The organism is Klebsiella electrica (genome assembly GCF_006711645.1).
GTDB classification, from domain to species: Bacteria; Pseudomonadota; Gammaproteobacteria; order Enterobacterales; family Enterobacteriaceae; genus Klebsiella; species Klebsiella electrica.
In genome coordinates, this window is the sequence record NZ_CP041247.1 from 5,072,317 (window position 1) to 5,088,162 (window position 15,846).

General features: G+C 57.2%; 13 protein-coding genes and 4 tRNA genes. 5 read left to right on the forward strand and 12 right to left on the reverse strand.

Translation table 11 applies throughout. The features are described 5' to 3' along the window. Positions 1-103 precede the first annotated feature (103 nt). The 6 genes from uvrD to lptM form a co-directional block, all read right to left on the reverse strand. Entirely contained in the window at positions 104-2,266 is a 2,163-nt protein-coding gene (gene uvrD / locus Electrica_RS24245) for a DNA helicase II (RefSeq protein WP_131050035.1), read from the reverse strand. Between the two features lie 78 nt (positions 2,267-2,344). Continuing rightward, positions 2,345-3,061 (reverse strand): 5-amino-6-(5-phospho-D-ribitylamino)uracil phosphatase YigB, encoded by a 717-nt coding sequence (gene yigB / locus Electrica_RS24250; protein ID WP_142255775.1) that lies wholly within the window; start codon positions 3,059-3,061, stop codon positions 2,345-2,347. Then, on the reverse strand, positions 3,061-3,963 hold the full coding sequence (gene xerC, locus Electrica_RS24255; RefSeq protein ID WP_142255776.1) for a tyrosine recombinase XerC: 903 nt from the start codon (positions 3,961-3,963) through the stop codon (positions 3,061-3,063). The genes yigB and xerC overlap by 1 nt, the downstream gene beginning before the upstream one ends. Then, positions 3,960-4,667, reverse strand: a complete 708-nt coding sequence (locus tag Electrica_RS24260; protein WP_142255777.1) for a DUF484 domain-containing protein — start codon at positions 4,665-4,667, stop codon at positions 3,960-3,962. Before Electrica_RS24260 ends, xerC begins: the two co-directional genes overlap by 4 nt. Next, positions 4,664-5,488 (reverse strand): diaminopimelate epimerase, encoded by an 825-nt coding sequence (dapF, locus tag Electrica_RS24265; RefSeq protein ID WP_100685955.1) that lies wholly within the window; start codon positions 5,486-5,488, stop codon positions 4,664-4,666. Before dapF ends, Electrica_RS24260 begins: the two co-directional genes overlap by 4 nt. Positions 5,489-5,523: 35 nt before the next feature. Further along, on the reverse strand, positions 5,524-5,727 hold the full coding sequence (gene lptM / locus Electrica_RS24270; protein WP_100685954.1) for an LPS translocon maturation chaperone LptM: 204 nt from the start codon (positions 5,725-5,727) through the stop codon (positions 5,524-5,526). A 138-nt stretch (positions 5,728-5,865) separates the two neighbouring features. Between lptM and cyaY the strand changes: the two genes are divergently transcribed. Further along, positions 5,866-6,186 (forward strand): iron donor protein CyaY, encoded by a 321-nt coding sequence (gene cyaY, locus Electrica_RS24275; protein WP_004869588.1) that lies wholly within the window; start codon positions 5,866-5,868, stop codon positions 6,184-6,186. A 76-nt stretch (positions 6,187-6,262) separates the two neighbouring features. Here the strand turns inward: cyaY and cyaA are convergent, their stop codons facing one another. Further along, positions 6,263-8,815, reverse strand: a complete 2,553-nt coding sequence (gene cyaA, locus Electrica_RS24280) for a class I adenylate cyclase (protein ID WP_142255778.1) — start codon at positions 8,813-8,815, stop codon at positions 6,263-6,265. Positions 8,816-9,162: 347 nt separating this feature from the next. Here cyaA and hemC point away from each other — a divergent pair, with 347 nt between their 5' ends. The 4 genes from hemC to hemY are packed head-to-tail and all read left to right on the forward strand — an operon-like array spanning position 9,163 to position 13,256. After that, positions 9,163-10,104, forward strand: a complete 942-nt coding sequence (gene hemC, locus Electrica_RS24285) for a hydroxymethylbilane synthase (RefSeq protein WP_100685951.1) — start codon at positions 9,163-9,165, stop codon at positions 10,102-10,104. After that, a complete protein-coding gene (gene hemD / locus Electrica_RS24290) occupies positions 10,101-10,841 on the forward strand; it encodes a uroporphyrinogen-III synthase (RefSeq protein WP_142255779.1) in 741 nt (246 codons plus the stop codon). The genes hemC and hemD overlap by 4 nt, the downstream gene beginning before the upstream one ends. Before the next feature lie 21 nt (positions 10,842-10,862). Further along, positions 10,863-12,056, forward strand: a complete 1,194-nt coding sequence (hemX, locus tag Electrica_RS24295; protein ID WP_142255780.1) for a uroporphyrinogen-III C-methyltransferase — start codon at positions 10,863-10,865, stop codon at positions 12,054-12,056. 3 nt (positions 12,057-12,059) lie between these two features. Then, positions 12,060-13,256, forward strand: a complete 1,197-nt coding sequence (hemY, locus tag Electrica_RS24300; RefSeq protein ID WP_100685948.1) for a protoheme IX biogenesis protein HemY — start codon at positions 12,060-12,062, stop codon at positions 13,254-13,256. Positions 13,257-13,784: 528 nt separating this feature from the next. Here hemY and Electrica_RS24305 read toward each other — a convergent pair. The 5 genes from Electrica_RS24305 to thrP all read right to left on the reverse strand — a co-directional run bounded on the left by Electrica_RS24305 (position 13,785) and on the right by thrP (position 15,721). Further along, a tRNA-Pro gene (locus tag Electrica_RS24305) sits at positions 13,785-13,861 on the reverse strand. A 45-nt stretch (positions 13,862-13,906) separates the two neighbouring features. Then, a tRNA-Leu gene (locus Electrica_RS24310) sits at positions 13,907-13,992 on the reverse strand. Positions 13,993-14,013: 21 nt separating this feature from the next. Beyond that, a tRNA-His gene (locus Electrica_RS24315) sits at positions 14,014-14,089 on the reverse strand. Between the two features lie 67 nt (positions 14,090-14,156). Next, positions 14,157-14,233: transfer RNA gene (locus Electrica_RS24320), tRNA-Arg, on the reverse strand. A 102-nt stretch (positions 14,234-14,335) separates the two neighbouring features. Then, the gene (gene thrP / locus Electrica_RS24325) at positions 14,336-15,721 is read right to left on the reverse strand and encodes a bifunctional threonine/serine APC transporter ThrP (RefSeq protein ID WP_142255781.1); all 1,386 of its coding nucleotides are present in this window, start codon (positions 15,719-15,721) and stop codon (positions 14,336-14,338) included. Between the last annotated feature and the right edge of the window lie 125 nt (positions 15,722-15,846).

The following is a 15,846-nucleotide window of genomic DNA, read 5'->3' on the forward strand; positions in this document are numbered from 1 at the left end:
ACAAAAACGGCGTCAACACGCAACGGAACGCTAAAGAGCAAATCCTGCCCTTTAGCATATAAGGCTAGCAGATTATTACAAAAAAACGATACTTTTCTTACTGTTACACTGTTTCTAATCGAGCGTAGGCCGCCACTAACCATTTAATACCCTGCCCCTGGAAGGCGACCTGCAAACGGCTATGCTCGCCGCTGCCTTCCAGATTCACAATGGTGCCTTCGCCAAACTTCGGATGGCGTACGCGCTGCCCCAGTTTGTAGCCGGTATCGTTTTCCGCCAGCGGCGTGCCCATCCGCTGATGGCTGACCGGACGGCTCACCGTCGCGCGCAGGCGCACCTCTTCCACACAGGCTTCCGGCAGCTCGCCGATAAAGCGCGACGGGCGGTGGTAAACCTCTTTGCCGTACAGACGGCGGGTTTCCGCATAGGTGAGAGTCAGTTTCTGCATCGCGCGCGTCACGCCGACGTAAGCCAGACGACGCTCCTCCTCCAGCCGGCCACCTTCATCCAGCGCCATCTGGCTCGGGAACATCCCCTCTTCCACGCCAACGATAAACACCTGCGGGAACTCCAGACCTTTCGCCGAGTGCAGGGTCATCAGCTGCACCGCATCCTGCCAGGTATCCGCCTGCCCTTCACCCGCTTCCAGCGCGGCGTGAGAGAGGAAGGCCTGCAGCGGCATTAAATCTTCATCTTCATCGTTGTAGCTGAACTGGCGCGTTGCGGTTACCAGCTCCTCTAAGTTTTCGATTCGGGTTTGACCTTTTTCGCCCTTTTCCTGCTCGTACATCATCCGCAGACCGGAGTCGTTAATCACCCGGTCAGTCTGCACGTGCAGCGGCATATCCGCCGTTTCCTGCGCCAGGGCGTCAATCAGCTCCATAAAGCGTTGCAGCGCGCTGGCGGCGCGCCCGGCAAGGACTTTGTCTTTTAACAGTTCGCGGCACGCCTGCCACAGCGTGAGCTGACGGTCGCGCGACGTTTGACGAACCACGTCCAGCGTGCGATCGCCGATGCCGCGGGTCGGCGTATTGACCACGCGCTCAAACGCCGCGTCATCGTTGCGATTGGCAATCAGGCGCAGGTAAGAGAGCGCGTCTTTAATCTCCTGGCGTTCGAAGAAGCGCATGCCGCCATAGATACGATACGGCATGCTGGCCTGCAGCAGCGCCTCTTCCAGCACGCGCGACTGGGCGTTGCTGCGGTAGAGAATGGCGCACTGCTCCAGCGCCCCGCCGTTCTCCTGCCAGGTTTTGATGCGATTGACGACAAAACGCGCTTCATCAAGATCGTTAAACGCGCAGTAGAGGGAGATAGGCTCGCCGTCGGCACCATCGGTCCACAGTTTTTTGCCCAGACGCCCGCTGTTGTTTTCAATCAGGGCGTTGGCCGCGCTGAGGATGTTGCTGGTCGAGCGATAGTTCTGCTCCAGGCGAATGGTCTGCGCGCCGGGGAAATCGGTGAGAAAACGCTGAATATTCTCCACCTGGGCGCCGCGCCAGCCGTAGATCGACTGGTCATCATCCCCCACAATCATCACCTTGCCGCTATCGCCCGCCAGCAGGCGAATCCAGGCATACTGGATGTTGTTGGTATCCTGAAATTCATCCACAAGGATGTTGGTGAAGCGTTCGCGGTAGTGCTGGAGAATATGCGGTTTATTAAGCCACAGCTCGTGCGCACGCAGCAGCAGTTCGGCAAAGTCCACCAGACCGGCGCGATCGCAGGCTTCCTGATAGGCCTGATACACTTTCTGCCAGGTCTGTTCCACCGGGTTGCCGTAGCTCTGAATATGGTGCGGGCGCAGCCCTTCATCTTTCTGGCTGTTGATGTACCACATCGCCTGGCGCGGCGGCCACTGCTTCTCGTCGAGGTTCATCGCCTTAATCAGACGCTTCAGCAGACGCAGCTGGTCTTCGCTATCGAGGATTTGAAAATCTTGCGGCAGGTTAGCATCCAGATGGTGGGCCCGCAGCAGCCGATGCGCCAGCCCGTGGAATGTCCCGACCCACATGCCGCCCTGGGTCGTTCCCATCAGCTGGCCAATACGATGGCGCATCTCCGCTGCCGCTTTGTTGGTAAAGGTCACCGCCATAATCGAATACGGCGAGCAGTTTTCCACGCTCAGCAGCCAGGCAATACGGTGTACCAGAACCCGCGTCTTACCGCTGCCCGCTCCCGCCAGAACCAGCATATTGGTGCGTGAAGCGGCTACGGCTTCACGCTGTTTATCATTGAGGCTGTCGAGCAGGTAAGAAACGTCCATTGGCACCGCCGGAAATGAGCTGCCCGGCAACGCATCGTCTACCGGGCATACTGTTAATATATACAGAACTAGTGGTGATTATATCAGCGAGGTCAGAGATGCCAACCGTGAAATTTCAATGTGCGGCAGCAGGCGGCTGTCGGTTGCGCGCAGCAGATCGGCCCCCTGCGGCTTGATCCAGCAGGCCTGCATGCCGCAGCGAATAGCGCCCGCCACATCGGTGGTCAGATCATCGCCCACGTGAAGTATCTGTCCCAACGGCAAATCAAGACGCTCCGCCGCCAGGTGATACATATCGGCAAAGGGTTTCGAACGCCCGTCCGGGCCGGCACGCAGAACAAAACGGAAATAGTTGCTCAAACCAAAGAGTTCCGGCTGCGCGTTGCCGTTGGTCACTGCCACCAGCGGCCATTTCTCCGCCAGCGCGGCCAGCGTCTCGTGAGTTTCCTGCGGTACCTCGATAAGACTCCGCCAGTGGGCAAAATTCGCCATTGCCGCATCCGCGCCCGCGGCAGCCTGCCCGGCAGAGAGCCCGGCATTCATCATCCCCAGCACCAGCGCACGTCGCCGCCATTCGGTCACATCGTGGTAAATCTCCGGTTCTGTTTCGAGCAGCGTCTGACGCAGCTGTTGCAGCTCGTTCGCATCAAACTGGCTCAGTGACGGATGGTAGCTGCGCACAAAGGCCAGCGACTCCTGCAGCGTCCGGTCGATGACCGGGCGGTTATCGTAAAGGGTATCGTCCAGGTCAAACGTCAGTGCAGAAATTTGGCCCAGCGGTCGGTAAAAACGCATTATTTCCCCCGTTTGGCGCGCGGATGCGCCGCATCATACACCGAGGCAAGGTGTTGAAAATCAAGATGGGTATAGATTTGAGTCGTCGAGAGATTGGCATGACCCAGCAGCTCCTGTACGCCGCGCAGATCGCCGCTCGACTCCAGCATATGAGTGGCAAAGGAGTGGCGCAGTTTATGCGGATGCACGTGGCTATTCAGCCCCTGCTTAATGCCCCATTCGGCAAAGCGCTTCTGCACATTTCGCGCGGAAATACGTTTCCCCAGTTTAGATAAAAACAGCGCATCGTCATCCGTGCCAAACAGACCGCGTAAATCGAGCCAGTGTTCGATCCACGCCACCGCGCTGCGCCCAATCGGCAGGCGGCGTTCTTTGCTGCCTTTGCCCATCACCCACACCTCCCCGGATTCCAGATCGAGGTGTTTAATATCAAGATTGACCAGCTCGGAGAGACGCAGACCCGCGCCATACATCACCTCCAGCATCGCCCGGTCGCGTACCGCCAGCGGATCGTTAAGATCGATATCCAGCAACCGGTTGACGTCATCGACATCGATATTTTTCGGTAAGTGACGGGGAATTTTCGGGGCGGAGATGCCTTTCGCCGGGTTCGCCGCCAGCTCGCCCTGCGCCACCAGCCAGTCAAAGAAACTGCGCAACGCGGAAAGCCGCAGCGCAAGGCTTGCCGGCCCCAGGCCCTGTTTGCGGCTACGAACCGCCAGACCACGAACCTGAGCGGCATCGCACTGCAGCCAGCTTTTGAGCCCCGCCTGTTCAGCGAGCGCTATCAGCGCATCAAGCTGACGCCGGTAGTTCAGAAGCGTAATCGGGCTCAGCTGACGCTCCACGCCCAGATAGCGTAGAAAGCGGTCAACGGCGGCGAATAAGGGAGAGTCGGTCATGCGCGTTCAACCCAGCGCACCAACAGACCCGGCAGCATTAACGCAATTTCCTGCAGCAGTTGCGTTCCCTGGCCTTGTTGATAATGCTGGGCATCGCGGCTGCTGAACAGCATCACGCCAGGGGCGTCATCGCCGCCCAGCAGCGACATCGCCACCGAACCGATAGCTTTCGCTTCCGGCAGTACCACCAGCAGTTCCGGCCCGTGCAGCGGCCCGAGATAATGACGAGCCTGCCCAAGACGCTGAATGCGGATGGGCTCAAATGCCTGCCTGCTTAGCGCCAGATGAGTGAATTTCGACGGCGCGCCCAGCCGCCAGCTATCGGGAAACAGGCGCACCGTCGCGCCCGCCAGCCCTATCTCGCGCGCCCAGCGATGAAAACGGTTCAGCATCTCATCAAGGCTTTCCGCCGCCGCCAGCCGCGTCTGCAGATGCAGCAGACGCTGGAACAGACTCTCATTTGCCGTGGCCTGCTCCATCAACAGCATCATGTTCTCTTCCAGCACGTTGATATGGTTACGCGCCCGCACCATGTGCCATTCCACCAGCGAGATCGAGCCGCGCACCGGGTGCGGAACGCGCATGTGCTCAACCAGTGCAGCATTACGAATAAAAAATTCAGGATGTTGCAACAGATAGTCCACCACCGCGCGGTCATTCAGCGCGCCGGTGATTTCCTGCTGTTCTTCCCCGACTTGTTTCATAAGTGAATAAATCCGTCGTAGACATGTGCCGCCGGGCCAGTCATAAACAACGGTTGGCCCGGGCCTTTCCAGGCGATATCAAGACGCCCGCCTGGCAATTCCACGCGTACTTCTTCGGCCAGCAGTCCCTGTTGGATACCAACGGCTACCGCCGCACAGGCGCCGCTGCCGCAGGCCTGAGTTTCGCCGGCGCCGCGTTCATAAACGCGCAGACGAATACGATCGCGCTCGACCACCTGCATAAAGCCGATGTTGGCGCGCTCCGGGAAGCGTTCGTGGCTTTCCATCACCGGGCCAAGCGTTTCCACCGTCGCGGTTTCAACATTATCGACCTGAATGACGCAGTGCGGGTTCCCCATCGACACCACGCCGCACAATACTGTCTGCTCGGCGGCGCGCATAATATAGGTCTTTTCCGCTTTGTTGGCGCGGAATGGCACCTGAGAGGGCTCGAAGTTCGGCTCCCCCATGTTGACGCGCACCAGATCGTCTTCCGTTACGCTTAATACCATACGACCGTTCGCCGTGCTCACGCGGATGTCACGTTTATTGGTCAGGCCTTTCAAGCGGACAAATCGGGCAAAGCAGCGCGCGCCGTTACCGCACTGCGACACTTCGCTGCCGTCGGCGTTGAAGATACGATAATGGAAATCCAGATCCGGATCGTAAGGCGGTTCAACAACCAGCAGCTGATCGAAACCGACGCCCAGATGCCGATCCGCCAGGCGGCGAATCAGCTCCGGTGAGAAAAAAACATTCTGCGTTACCGCGTCAACGACCATAAAGTCGTTGCCAAGGCCATGCATTTTAGAGAACTGCATCATCTACTCCAGTTGCGCGGAACAGAACGTTATCGTTAATAGTTTACCTGGGTCGGGCCGCCGCTATCGCCGCGATCGTTACGATCCGGCGTCGAGCTCTGGATACCGCTATTGACCGGTTTGGTCGGCGGAGCAGCCGTCTTTTCTGCCGGAGGGAAATAAAGCGGTCCCTTCAGACCACAGCCGGTCAGGCTAAAGATCGCCAATAAAACGGCAAGCGCTGGAAAAACGTTTTTCATTGATAGTTGCCCGTGATTCACTCTTTCTGCTTTCTATCATCGCAGGAGAAGACGTAAAAGCAAGCGTTTAGCATCCGACTGCGCGCGCTTTTGTTTCGCGCTATACTGCCGCCATCTTCAAAAAAGCAGGGTAGAACCATGAACGACAGTGAATTCCATCGCCTGGCTGATAGCCTGTGGATGACCATCGAAGAGCGTCTGGACGAGCGGGACGGCGATAGCGATATCGACTGTGAAATCAACGGCGGCGTGCTGACCCTCAGTTTCGAGAACGGCAGCAAAATTATTATCAACCGTCAGGAGCCGCTGCACCAGGTGTGGCTGGCCACGAAACAAGGCGGCTACCATTTTGATCTTAAAGGTGATGAGTGGGTGTGCGATCGCAGCGGTGAAACTTTCTGGGATCTGCTGGAGCAGGCGGCGACCCGGCAGGCCGGTGAAGCGGTGAGTTTTCGCTAAGCCAGCGTAACCGGGAAAGCAAAGCCCCGGCGAAAGCGCCACATCGCCGGGGGAAATGGCGACTCAGGCATGTCGATCAGGAATAGTGCTGCTGCAGCATCGGTGACACCGCGGCATCCTGATTCACTGGCGCCGTCACGGCGCCAATCGCCTGGCTACGGAAGGGAATCACCTGGTGTCGGCCATCAACGTCGACAATCTGATAGAACTGCGGCAGGTTAAAGTTGATAAAACTGGAGCCGTAGGTGAAACGATCGTGGGATGAAGAGTAGAAGCGGCTCACGTCGCGCACCAGCTCCTCTTTACTGCCTTCACAGTGATGATAAACCTCGGCGCGGTTGCTCTCATCGAGAATATAGATATTAAATCCGCTCTCGTTATCCGCCTCTTCAAAGAAGAACTGAATAATCCCTTCGCTGGCAAATCCGTCCACTACCGGCGGCAGCTTAACATGGTTGGTTTCTACCTGGACCGACAGACCGTGCAGCTTGTTATGCGAGATAGCGCCGTAGAATTCAATGGCGTTCTCCAGCTTCTGCACCGACACGTTAAGCCGCTCGAAGAACAGCCCCCAGGTCTGCCCGGACACGCGCAGCGCCTTAAAGCGCCCGGTATCCTGACGGGTACTGGAGAGGCGCAGCTCAATGCATTCGGAGACCAGTTGCTGCACGCGGGTGCGGATAAGTCCGCGCAGGTGCTGACTGTAGCAGAACACTTCAACGCTATCCGGCGGCGCGGCGTCCTGGTGCATTTTACCCAGAATGGTCTTCAGCGCTTCGATCATCGCCTGCTCGCCGTTAAAGTGCAGGGTTCGCACTTCGTTCCACGAGTTGCGGTACAGCAGATCAACGCTGCCGATTAAGCACTTCTGCGCTTCGCCGAAGCTAAAGACGTCCAGCTTGCGGAAGTCAAAATGCACGACCTGATTGCGGAACGCCGCCGTCGGGTCATATTCGAGGTTGACGATAATCGCCAGGTGGCGGATTTCGCAGGGACTATACAGCGCTTTCGGCGTGGGCGACGGCAGGCGCAGCGGGAAATGGTGCGAAACGTCGGCGACCATCTCCTGTAGCTTCGCCAGATCGACGATACCGTTGCCCTTAATAAACAGGCGAGTACGTGACGTCAGCAGGCCGTTAAACCAGGCCCAGGCCACCAGCTTATTAAGATAACGGTTATATTCCAGCGGCTGATGGCTGATGATCGATTCCATATCCGGCGCGCGGTTATACACATACCAGCCGGTACGGTTGGCACGGCCAGGCGGCACGTGGATAAAGGTCAGATTCGGCTCGGAGAGGTCCGGAGAGATCTGCGGGTTCACCAGCGTCACCTTGCCCGGCAGCGCTTCAAACGCCGCATACAGCTTACGGGTCAGCACGCCGATATCCTGCGGACTGGCGGACACGCTGAGGTTGTTGCGCCGCGCAAAGCGGATCAGGTTGCGATAGCTTTGCATCATCGCATCCAGCAGCTCGTTGTGCGCTTTGCGTACTTCGTCAATCTTCCAGTTCGCCCGGTTGTCGAGCATCATCAGACGCTTTTCATCCCAGCCCCACTCTTTCACCAGGTGGCTTACCACCTCACGACGCCAGCCCACGCAGGCGCGCTCGCGGCTGAGTTTTTCGCACACTTTGAGATAGAAACAGCGCCGCACCAGATCGAGGCGCGTGTCGTCTTCAATCGCCTGCAGGTAGGCGGTCACGCGCTCCAGCATCATGCAGTAGGGGTCGAGACCAAACGAGACGATTTCTCCGTCGTGCAGACGCTGTTTTATGTCTTTCGCCAGCAGGCGGTTATTCGGGTACTCCCAGGAGTAGGCTTCCAGCAGCAGCGTTTTCAGCACCGCTTTATACGGCGAATCGATACTTTTATACAGCTGCCACAGGCTGGCGCCAAAGTACTCTTCCGCCGACAGCGAACTCAGGCCGCCCAGATCGAGCCACTCATTGGGCGTCAGTACGCCCTGCGCGTAGAGCCCCATCACATAATCGTCGTAATGATCTTCTTCGTCGCACGGCACCATATTCCACAGAATACGTTTTCCGGCGAGACGCACGGCGGTACGGTAGAACTCATCGAGCAGTAAAATATGCTGGGTCGACCCGCAGTCTTCGCCGCCCAGGCTACCGCTTTCGTTATGGCGGAAGCGGTTTTCGTCAATCAGGAAGAAGCTGACTTCAACGCCCAGCGATGCCGCCCAGCTCTCCAGCAGGCTACATTTGCGCTGCAACAGCTGGCGCTCTTCGGTATCAAGCCATGCCTGATGACAAACCCAGATATCCAGGTCGGAAGAGCAGCTTTGGCCAACGGAGGAGGTACTGCCCATCGAGTAGACGCCGGTAATCGGCAGTTCGCCTTTCGGCGGCTCTTGCGCCAGCATGCCGCGGTGCAGTTCTAACTCGTCAAGGTAGTGGCGTTGGATTTCATCAGGCGTGTAGAGGCAAATGCCACGGGGAACGTTACCGTCAAGGTAACCCGGCATCAACGGGTGATGATAATGTAGTAATGTCGGCAGTAGACTGTAAACCTGCTGGAAAGCGGGTCCCATGGCAGCAAGCGCGCGATCCACGCGCAGTTGGTTGATGGCATCCAGTCTCTGTTTCAGTGTCTCAATATAGAGGTACAAGACATATCGCCTGATGTTCAAAAACCCGTCGTACAATAGTACGGAGGATTTCAGTATTTCAACAAAAACCGTCACCATTTGTCGTCGGTGTGGTTGTGATGAGCTGCTGACGGACAAATGGTTTAAAACGTGATCAATCTAACACCTTGCTCATTGACCGTAAAGAAAGATGCGCTACATACCAGTGTAGCACCGTTTACTGCGTGTAAATTCCTCACTACGGTTGTGGCAACCGCAATGGCACCAAACGCAAATAAAGAAAGAGCCGCCCCCCAAATCCCACAAAACTAACATCCATAAGGCAACAATGTTAGGATAGTTTGTGGTCGACAATGACGGTAACAAGCATGTTAGACAAAGTTTTGAGAATTGCCACACGGCAAAGCCCACTTGCGCTATGGCAGGCGCATTATGTGAAAGAGCGCCTTGAGTCCTGCCATCCTGGACTGGCGGTGGAACTGGTGCCGATGGTCACTCGCGGCGACGTGCTCCTTGATACCCCGCTGGCCAAAGTGGGCGGCAAGGGCTTGTTTGTCAAAGAGTTAGAACTGGCCATTATGCAAGGGCGCGCGGATATCGCCGTGCACTCCATGAAAGATGTTCCCGTCGAGTTTCCCGAGGGACTGGGGCTGGTCACGATTTGCGAGCGCGAAGATCCGCGCGATGCCTTCGTGTCTAACCACTATGCGTCAATCGATGCGCTGCCGCACGGCAGCATCGTTGGCACTTCAAGCTTACGTCGCCAGTGCCAGCTGGCAGCCCAACGTCCCGATCTGGAGATCCGCTCTCTGCGCGGTAACGTGGGCACCCGCCTCGGCAAGCTCGATAGCGGCGAATACGACGCCATTATCCTTGCGGCCGCCGGGCTGAAACGTCTGGGCCTCGAGTCGCGCATTCGTCAGCCGTTAACGCCGGAGCAGTCGCTGCCCGCGGTCGGCCAGGGCGCGGTCGGCATTGAATGTCGCCTGGACGATCAATGGACGCAAACGCTGTTAGCACCGCTGAATCATACGGAAACCGCCATTCGCGTCCGCGCGGAACGGGCGATGAATACCCGGCTGGAAGGCGGCTGTCAGGTTCCGATCGGCAGCTATGCTGAGTTGATTAACGGTGAGCTGTGGCTGCGCGCGCTGGTCGGCGCGCCGGACGGTTCGCAGGTGGTACGCGGCGAACGACGCGGCCAGCCGGAAGATGCCGAGCGTCTCGGCGTCTCGCTGGCGGAAGAGCTGCTGGATAACGGCGCCCGCGGCATTCTTGCCGCCGTTTATGCAGGAGAAGCCCCGCGATGAGCATCCTGGTCACCCGTCCGTTGCCCAAAAGTGAAGAACTGGTCAGCCGCCTGCGCGCGTTAGGACATGTGGCCTGGAGTTTTCCACTCATTGAGTTTACGCCCGGACGCGAACTGCCTGCGCTAGGCGGCCAGCTGGCCGCCTTGTCCGCAGGCGATCTTTTGTTTGCGCTCTCGCAGCATGCGGTAGAGTTTGCCCATGCTCGCTTACATCAACTGGGCCAACGCTGGCCGAAAGCACCCGGCTATTTTGCGATTGGCCGCACTACGGCGCTGGCCCTGCATACGGTCAGTGGGCAGAACATTCGCTACCCATTAGATCGGGAAATTAGCGAAGTCTTGCTACAATTACCTGAATTACAAAACATTGCCGGGAAGAAAGCCCTTCTTCTTCGCGGTAACGGCGGGCGGGAATTATTAGGTGAAACGCTCCGCGAGCGTGGCGCCGACGTTACTTTTTGTGAATGCTATCAACGTAGTGCGAAGCATTACGATGGCGCAGAAGAAGCAATGCGCTGGCAGTCCAGCGGCGTCACTACGCTGGTCGTGACCAGCGGCGAGATGCTGCAACAGCTTTGGGCGCTGATACCCCAATGGTATCGCGAACGGTGGCTCCTTCGCTGTCGCATTTTAGTTGTCAGTGAACGCCTGGCCCGGCAGGCCCGTGAATTGGGCTGGCAGGATATCCAGGTTGCCGATAGCGCCGACAACGATGCGCTGCTACGCGCATTACAATAACTCTCAACATTGGAAGCCATAATGACGGAACAACAAAACCAATCCGCCGTGGTTGAAGAGACCAGGGAGGCCGTGGACAAGGCGCCACAGCCAGAGAAGACCGGAAAGAAAAACGGCGGCAATAAAACCAGCCTCGTTCTGAGCGCGGTTGCTATCGCCATTGCCCTCGCCGCAGGCGTCGGCCTGTTTGGTTTAAATAAACAGCAAGTATCGCGCCAGAACGAGACCAGCACGGCGCTCGCCGATCGGCTGGCTGAGCTGCAAAAAGCGCAAGAAAGCCAAAAAAATGAGCTTGAAGGGATTATCAGGCAGCAGGCGGACCAGCTAACCGCAGCGAAACATCAGCAGGAGACGCTGGCGAAGCAGCTGGAAGACGTGCAGCAAAAAGTGGCCGTCATTTCCGGCAGCGATGCCAAAACCTGGCTGCTGGCGCAGGCCGATTTTCTGGTTAAATCGGCCGGGCGTAAGCTGTGGAGCGATCGGGATGTCACCACCGCCGCGGCGCTGTTAAAAAGCGCCGATGCCAGCCTCGCCGATATGAACGATCCCAGTCTGATTAGCGCCCGCCGCGCCATTACCGACGATATCGCGTCGCTGTCGGCCGTCAGCCAGGTCGACTACGACGGTATTATCCTCAAGGTCAACCAGCTTGCTAACCAGATTGATAATCTGCGCCTCGCCGACAATAACAGCGACGACTCGCCGATGGATTCCGACAGCGAAGAGCTGTCCAGCTCCATCGGCGAATGGCGCGTGAATCTGCAAAAGAGCTGGCAGAGCTTTATGGACAGCTTTATTACCATTCGTCGCCGCGACGAAACCGCTGTCCCGCTGCTGGCGCCAAACCAGGATATCTACCTGCGCGAAAATATTCGCTCCCGTCTGCTGGTTGCGGCGCAAGCGGTACCGCGCCATCAGGAAGAGACATACAAACAAGCGCTGGATAATGTTTCCACCTGGGTTCGCGCGTATTACGACACGGAAGATGCCACGACCAGGGCGTTCCTGGAAGATGTCGATAAACTGAGTCAGCAAAGCATCACGATGAACGTGCCGGAAAATCTGCAAAGTCAGGCCATTCTCGAGAAGCTGATGCAAACGCGGGTACGCAACCTGATGGCCCAGCCAGCCGTCACCCAGAGCAGCGCGCCGACGCCCCCTGCTCCCGCACCTGCCCCTGCGCCTGCGCCTGCGCCTGCGCCACAAGGAGAGTAACGCATGCTGAAAATTCTCTTACTCTTCGCACTGCTGATCGCCGGGATCGTTGTCGGCCCGATTATCTCCGGACACCAGGGCTACGTTCTGATCCAGACCGATAACTACAACATCGAAACCAGCGTCACCGGGCTGGTGATCATCATGATCCTCACCATGGTGGTACTGTTTGCGATTGAATGGCTGCTGCGCCGTATTTTCCGTACCGGCGCCCATACCCGTGGCTGGTTCGTGGGCCGCAAACGCCGTCGCGCACGTAAGCAAACCGAACAGGCATTGCTGAAGCTGGCGGAAGGCGACTATCAGCAGGTTGAAAAGCTGATGGCGAAGAACGCCGATCACGCCGAGCAGCCGGTGGTGAACTATCTGCTGGCGGCGGAAGCAGCCCAGCAGCGTGGTGATGAAGCCCGGGCGAATCAGCATCTGGAGCGCGCAACGGAGCTGGCCGGAGACGACCTGATCCCGGTCGAGATCGCGCGCGTGCGCCTGCAGCTGGCCCGCAATGAAAACCATGCGGCCCGCCACGGCATTGATAAGCTGCTGGAGATTACCCCGCGGCATCCGGAAGTGTTGCGCCTGGCCGAGCAGGCCTATACCCGCACCGGCGCATGGAATTCGCTGCTGGATATTCTGCCGTCAATGGCAAAAGCCAACGTCAGTGATGAAGAGCACCGCGCCGCGCTGGAGCAGCAGGCCTGGATTGGCTTGATGGATCAAACCCTGGCCGACCGCGGAAGCGATGGATTACGTGAGTGGTGGCAAAACCAGAACCGCAAAACTCGCAGCCAGGTGTCCCTGCAGGTGGCGATGGCCAGTCTGCTCATCGAGAGCGACGATCACGATACCGCGCAGCAGATTATTATCGACGGACTGAAGAAGCAGTATGATGACCGCCTGGTGACGCTGATTCCGCGCCTGAAGACCAATAATCCGGAGCAGCTGGAAAAAGTGCTGCGTCAGCAGATTAAATCGGTCGGCGACAGGCCTTTACTGTGGAGCACCCTGGGGCAATCCCTGATGCGCCACGGCGAATGGCAGGAGGCCAGTATCGCGTTTCGCGCTGCGCTGAAACAGCGTCCGGATGCCTTTGATTACGCATGGCTGGCCGATACGCTTGACCGCATGCATCAGCCGGAAGAAGCGGCGTTAATGCGCCGTGACGGCCTGCTGTTAACGCTACAGAACAATCCTCAGCCGTAACTTCCCTCCCGCTATCGCCTCTTCAAGAGGCGATAGCGCGCTTCTCTGAGCTCTCTTCTGCTCATCCCGTCGCGGACATAAAAAAACGCCTGCACTGAAACCAGGGCAGGCGTTAAAACAGGTCTGTTTGACAACAAATTGGGTGCTTCACTCAACGTTATGTCCATGGTGTTTGATGAGGCGATACGCTGTATCTCTCAAGCGGCTTCGCAGCAGCGTGAAGATCGTGCGTAAAAGCGCGACATCTGTCAGTGGACGATAAGCACCGTAAACGGCTCTGCATCATTCCGGAGTTTATGAGGCCCGAAAGCGAACATAAGAGATGGAATGAGCATCTACCCGTTTATTATCGCACAGGTTGCGTGGAAATTGCATCTGTCACAACAGTAAATTGGGAGGATTCCGGGTACGAAATTACGCGTTCGCAGTGTGCGCGGATAGCGGTTTTTTATTCGGAAGATCAGGGAGATATAAGATAGTCGTGGCGCGGCAGAAAACAAAAAACCCCGCCGAAGCGGGGTTCAAAATTGGTCGGCGAGAGAGGATTCGAACCTCCGACCCACTGGTCCCAAACCAGTTGCGCTACCAAGCTGCGCTACTCGCCGATGTACTGCTTTTTGAATTTTTAGTTCAATTCATTTTAAAAGTCGTGGTGCGAGGGGGGGGACTCGAACCCCCACATCCTAAGGACACTAACACCTGAAGCTAGCGCGTCTACCAATTCCGCCACCTTCGCAATTCACAACTCTTTCAATAATGGGGTGGCTAATGGGATTCGAACCCACGACAACTGGAATCACAATCCAGGGCTCTACCAACTGAGCTATAGCCACCACTGCAAATCTTTTCACGCGGCCCTGTTAAATTCACAGTCCACCGCAGCTCAAGCACCGGGTTAAATGGTGCGCCCGACAGGATTCGAACCTGAGACCTCTGCCTCCGGAGGGCAGCGCTCTATCCAGCTGAGCTACGGGCGCTTAGCGCCGTTGCGGGGTCGGATAATACGGACTTCCCCCCCCGCTGTCTAGTGCCTTTTTAAATAAAATTTCTGTTTGCTCACGCTTTGTGCATTTTGGCGTTTATTCCGTCGTTTTATCGACATTTGCATGCCGACCCAGACCAAACACCTTATAAATAAGCGTCACGAGGGCCAGGAAAAGTATCCCGACGAACAGCGACATACGGGTGTCGTCATTGAAGCCCATGCCGATCAGCACACAAACCAGAAACGCCATCGTAAAATAGTTAGCCCACGGGAACAACAGCGAGCGGAACGGGTGGCTGGCCATCTGCGCCTGATGCGCACGGCGAAAACGCAGCTGACTAATCAGGATCACAAACCACGGCACCATGCCCGGCAGTACGCTGGCACTGTAGACATAGACGAAGACTCGCTGCGGGTTGGGAATAATATAGTTCAGACAGGAGCCAATCAGCAGAATCAGAATCGACAGCGCGACGCCCACGGCCGGTACGCCATTGCGCGAAACTTTTGCCATCGCCGCAGGCAGCTGCCGGTTGCGCGCCAGCGCGTAGAGCATACGACCGCAGCTGTACATCCCGCTATTACAGCCGGAAAGCGCCGCCGTCAGCACCACAAAGTTGATAATACCCGCTGCCGCCGTAATACCGATTTTCGCAAAGGTCAGGACGAACGGACTGCCGCCGGAGCCAATTTGATTCCACGGGAAAATCGTGACAATCACAAAAATTGCGCCCACATAAAAAATCAGGATACGCCACAGGACCTTGCCCACCGCACTGCGCAGCGTGATCTGCGGGTTCTTCGCTTCACCGGCGGTGATGCCGATAAGTTCAACGCCCTGATAGGAGGCCACGACGATACACAGTGCCGTCAGGAACCCCTTCCAGCCGCCGGCGAAGAAGCCCCCATGTTCGGTCAGGTTGCCAAATCCGATGGAGTGCCCGCCATTGCCAAAACCAAAGAAGATGACGCCCAGCCCGACGACGATCATCACAATAATGGTGGTGACTTTAATCATCGCGAACCAGAATTCTATCTCACCATACAGGCGTACTGCGGCCAGGTTTGCCAGCGCCACCAGCCCGACGGCAATAAGCGCCGGTATCCACTGCGCCATATCCGGGAACCAGAACTGCACGTACACCCCAATGGCCGTAATCTCCGAGATCCCGACCGCCATCCACATAAACCAGTATGACCAGGCGGTAAGATAGCCGAAAAACGGGCTCATATAGCGGTGCGCATAAACGGCGAACGAACCGGTCACCGGCTCAAGGAACAGCATTTCGCCCATCGAGCGCATGATAAAGAAGACAAATAAACCGGCAATAATATACGCCAGCAGGACCGAAGGACCGGCCCACTTCAGCGTACTCGCCGCCCCCATAAACAACCCCACGCCAATCGTCCCGCCAAGGGCGATGAGCTCAATATGTCTGGCCTCCAGTCCGCGCTGAAGTTCCACTTTTTTCTCTGTCATATAACCTCTTGTGTTTGCCCTGCTTCCGGTTTTTGTTCCTCGTCCTTCGAACGGCGCGCCTGATGGCTAACCTCACCCCTTGCCGTAGCACAGCGCTTCATGCCGCCGGAGAGTGACGGGTTTGC

Excerpts from the sequence above, each read along its gene's own strand:
- xerC (WP_142255776.1), bottom strand. The coding sequence starts at position 3,963 with ATGACCGACTCTCCCTTATTCGCCGCCGTTGACCGCTTTCTACGCTAT.
- dapF (WP_100685955.1), bottom strand. The coding sequence starts at position 5,488 with ATGCAGTTCTCTAAAATGCATGGCCTTGGCAACGACTTTATGGTCGTT.
- cyaY (WP_004869588.1), top strand. The coding sequence starts at position 5,866 with ATGAACGACAGTGAATTCCATCGCCTGGCTGATAGCCTGTGGATGACC.
- lptM (WP_100685954.1), bottom strand. The coding sequence starts at position 5,727 with ATGAAAAACGTTTTTCCAGCGCTTGCCGTTTTATTGGCGATCTTTAGC.
- thrP (WP_142255781.1), bottom strand. The coding sequence starts at position 15,721 with ATGACAGAGAAAAAAGTGGAACTTCAGCGCGGACTGGAGGCCAGACAT.
- uvrD (WP_131050035.1), bottom strand. The coding sequence starts at position 2,266 with ATGGACGTTTCTTACCTGCTCGACAGCCTCAATGATAAACAGCGTGAA.
- Electrica_RS24260 (WP_142255777.1), bottom strand. The coding sequence starts at position 4,667 with ATGAAACAAGTCGGGGAAGAACAGCAGGAAATCACCGGCGCGCTGAAT.
- hemX (WP_142255780.1), top strand. The coding sequence starts at position 10,863 with ATGACGGAACAACAAAACCAATCCGCCGTGGTTGAAGAGACCAGGGAG.
- hemY (WP_100685948.1), top strand. The coding sequence starts at position 12,060 with ATGCTGAAAATTCTCTTACTCTTCGCACTGCTGATCGCCGGGATCGTT.
- hemD (WP_142255779.1), top strand. The coding sequence starts at position 10,101 with ATGAGCATCCTGGTCACCCGTCCGTTGCCCAAAAGTGAAGAACTGGTC.
- yigB (WP_142255775.1), bottom strand. The coding sequence starts at position 3,061 with ATGCGTTTTTACCGACCGCTGGGCCAAATTTCTGCACTGACGTTTGAC.
- hemC (WP_100685951.1), top strand. The coding sequence starts at position 9,163 with ATGTTAGACAAAGTTTTGAGAATTGCCACACGGCAAAGCCCACTTGCG.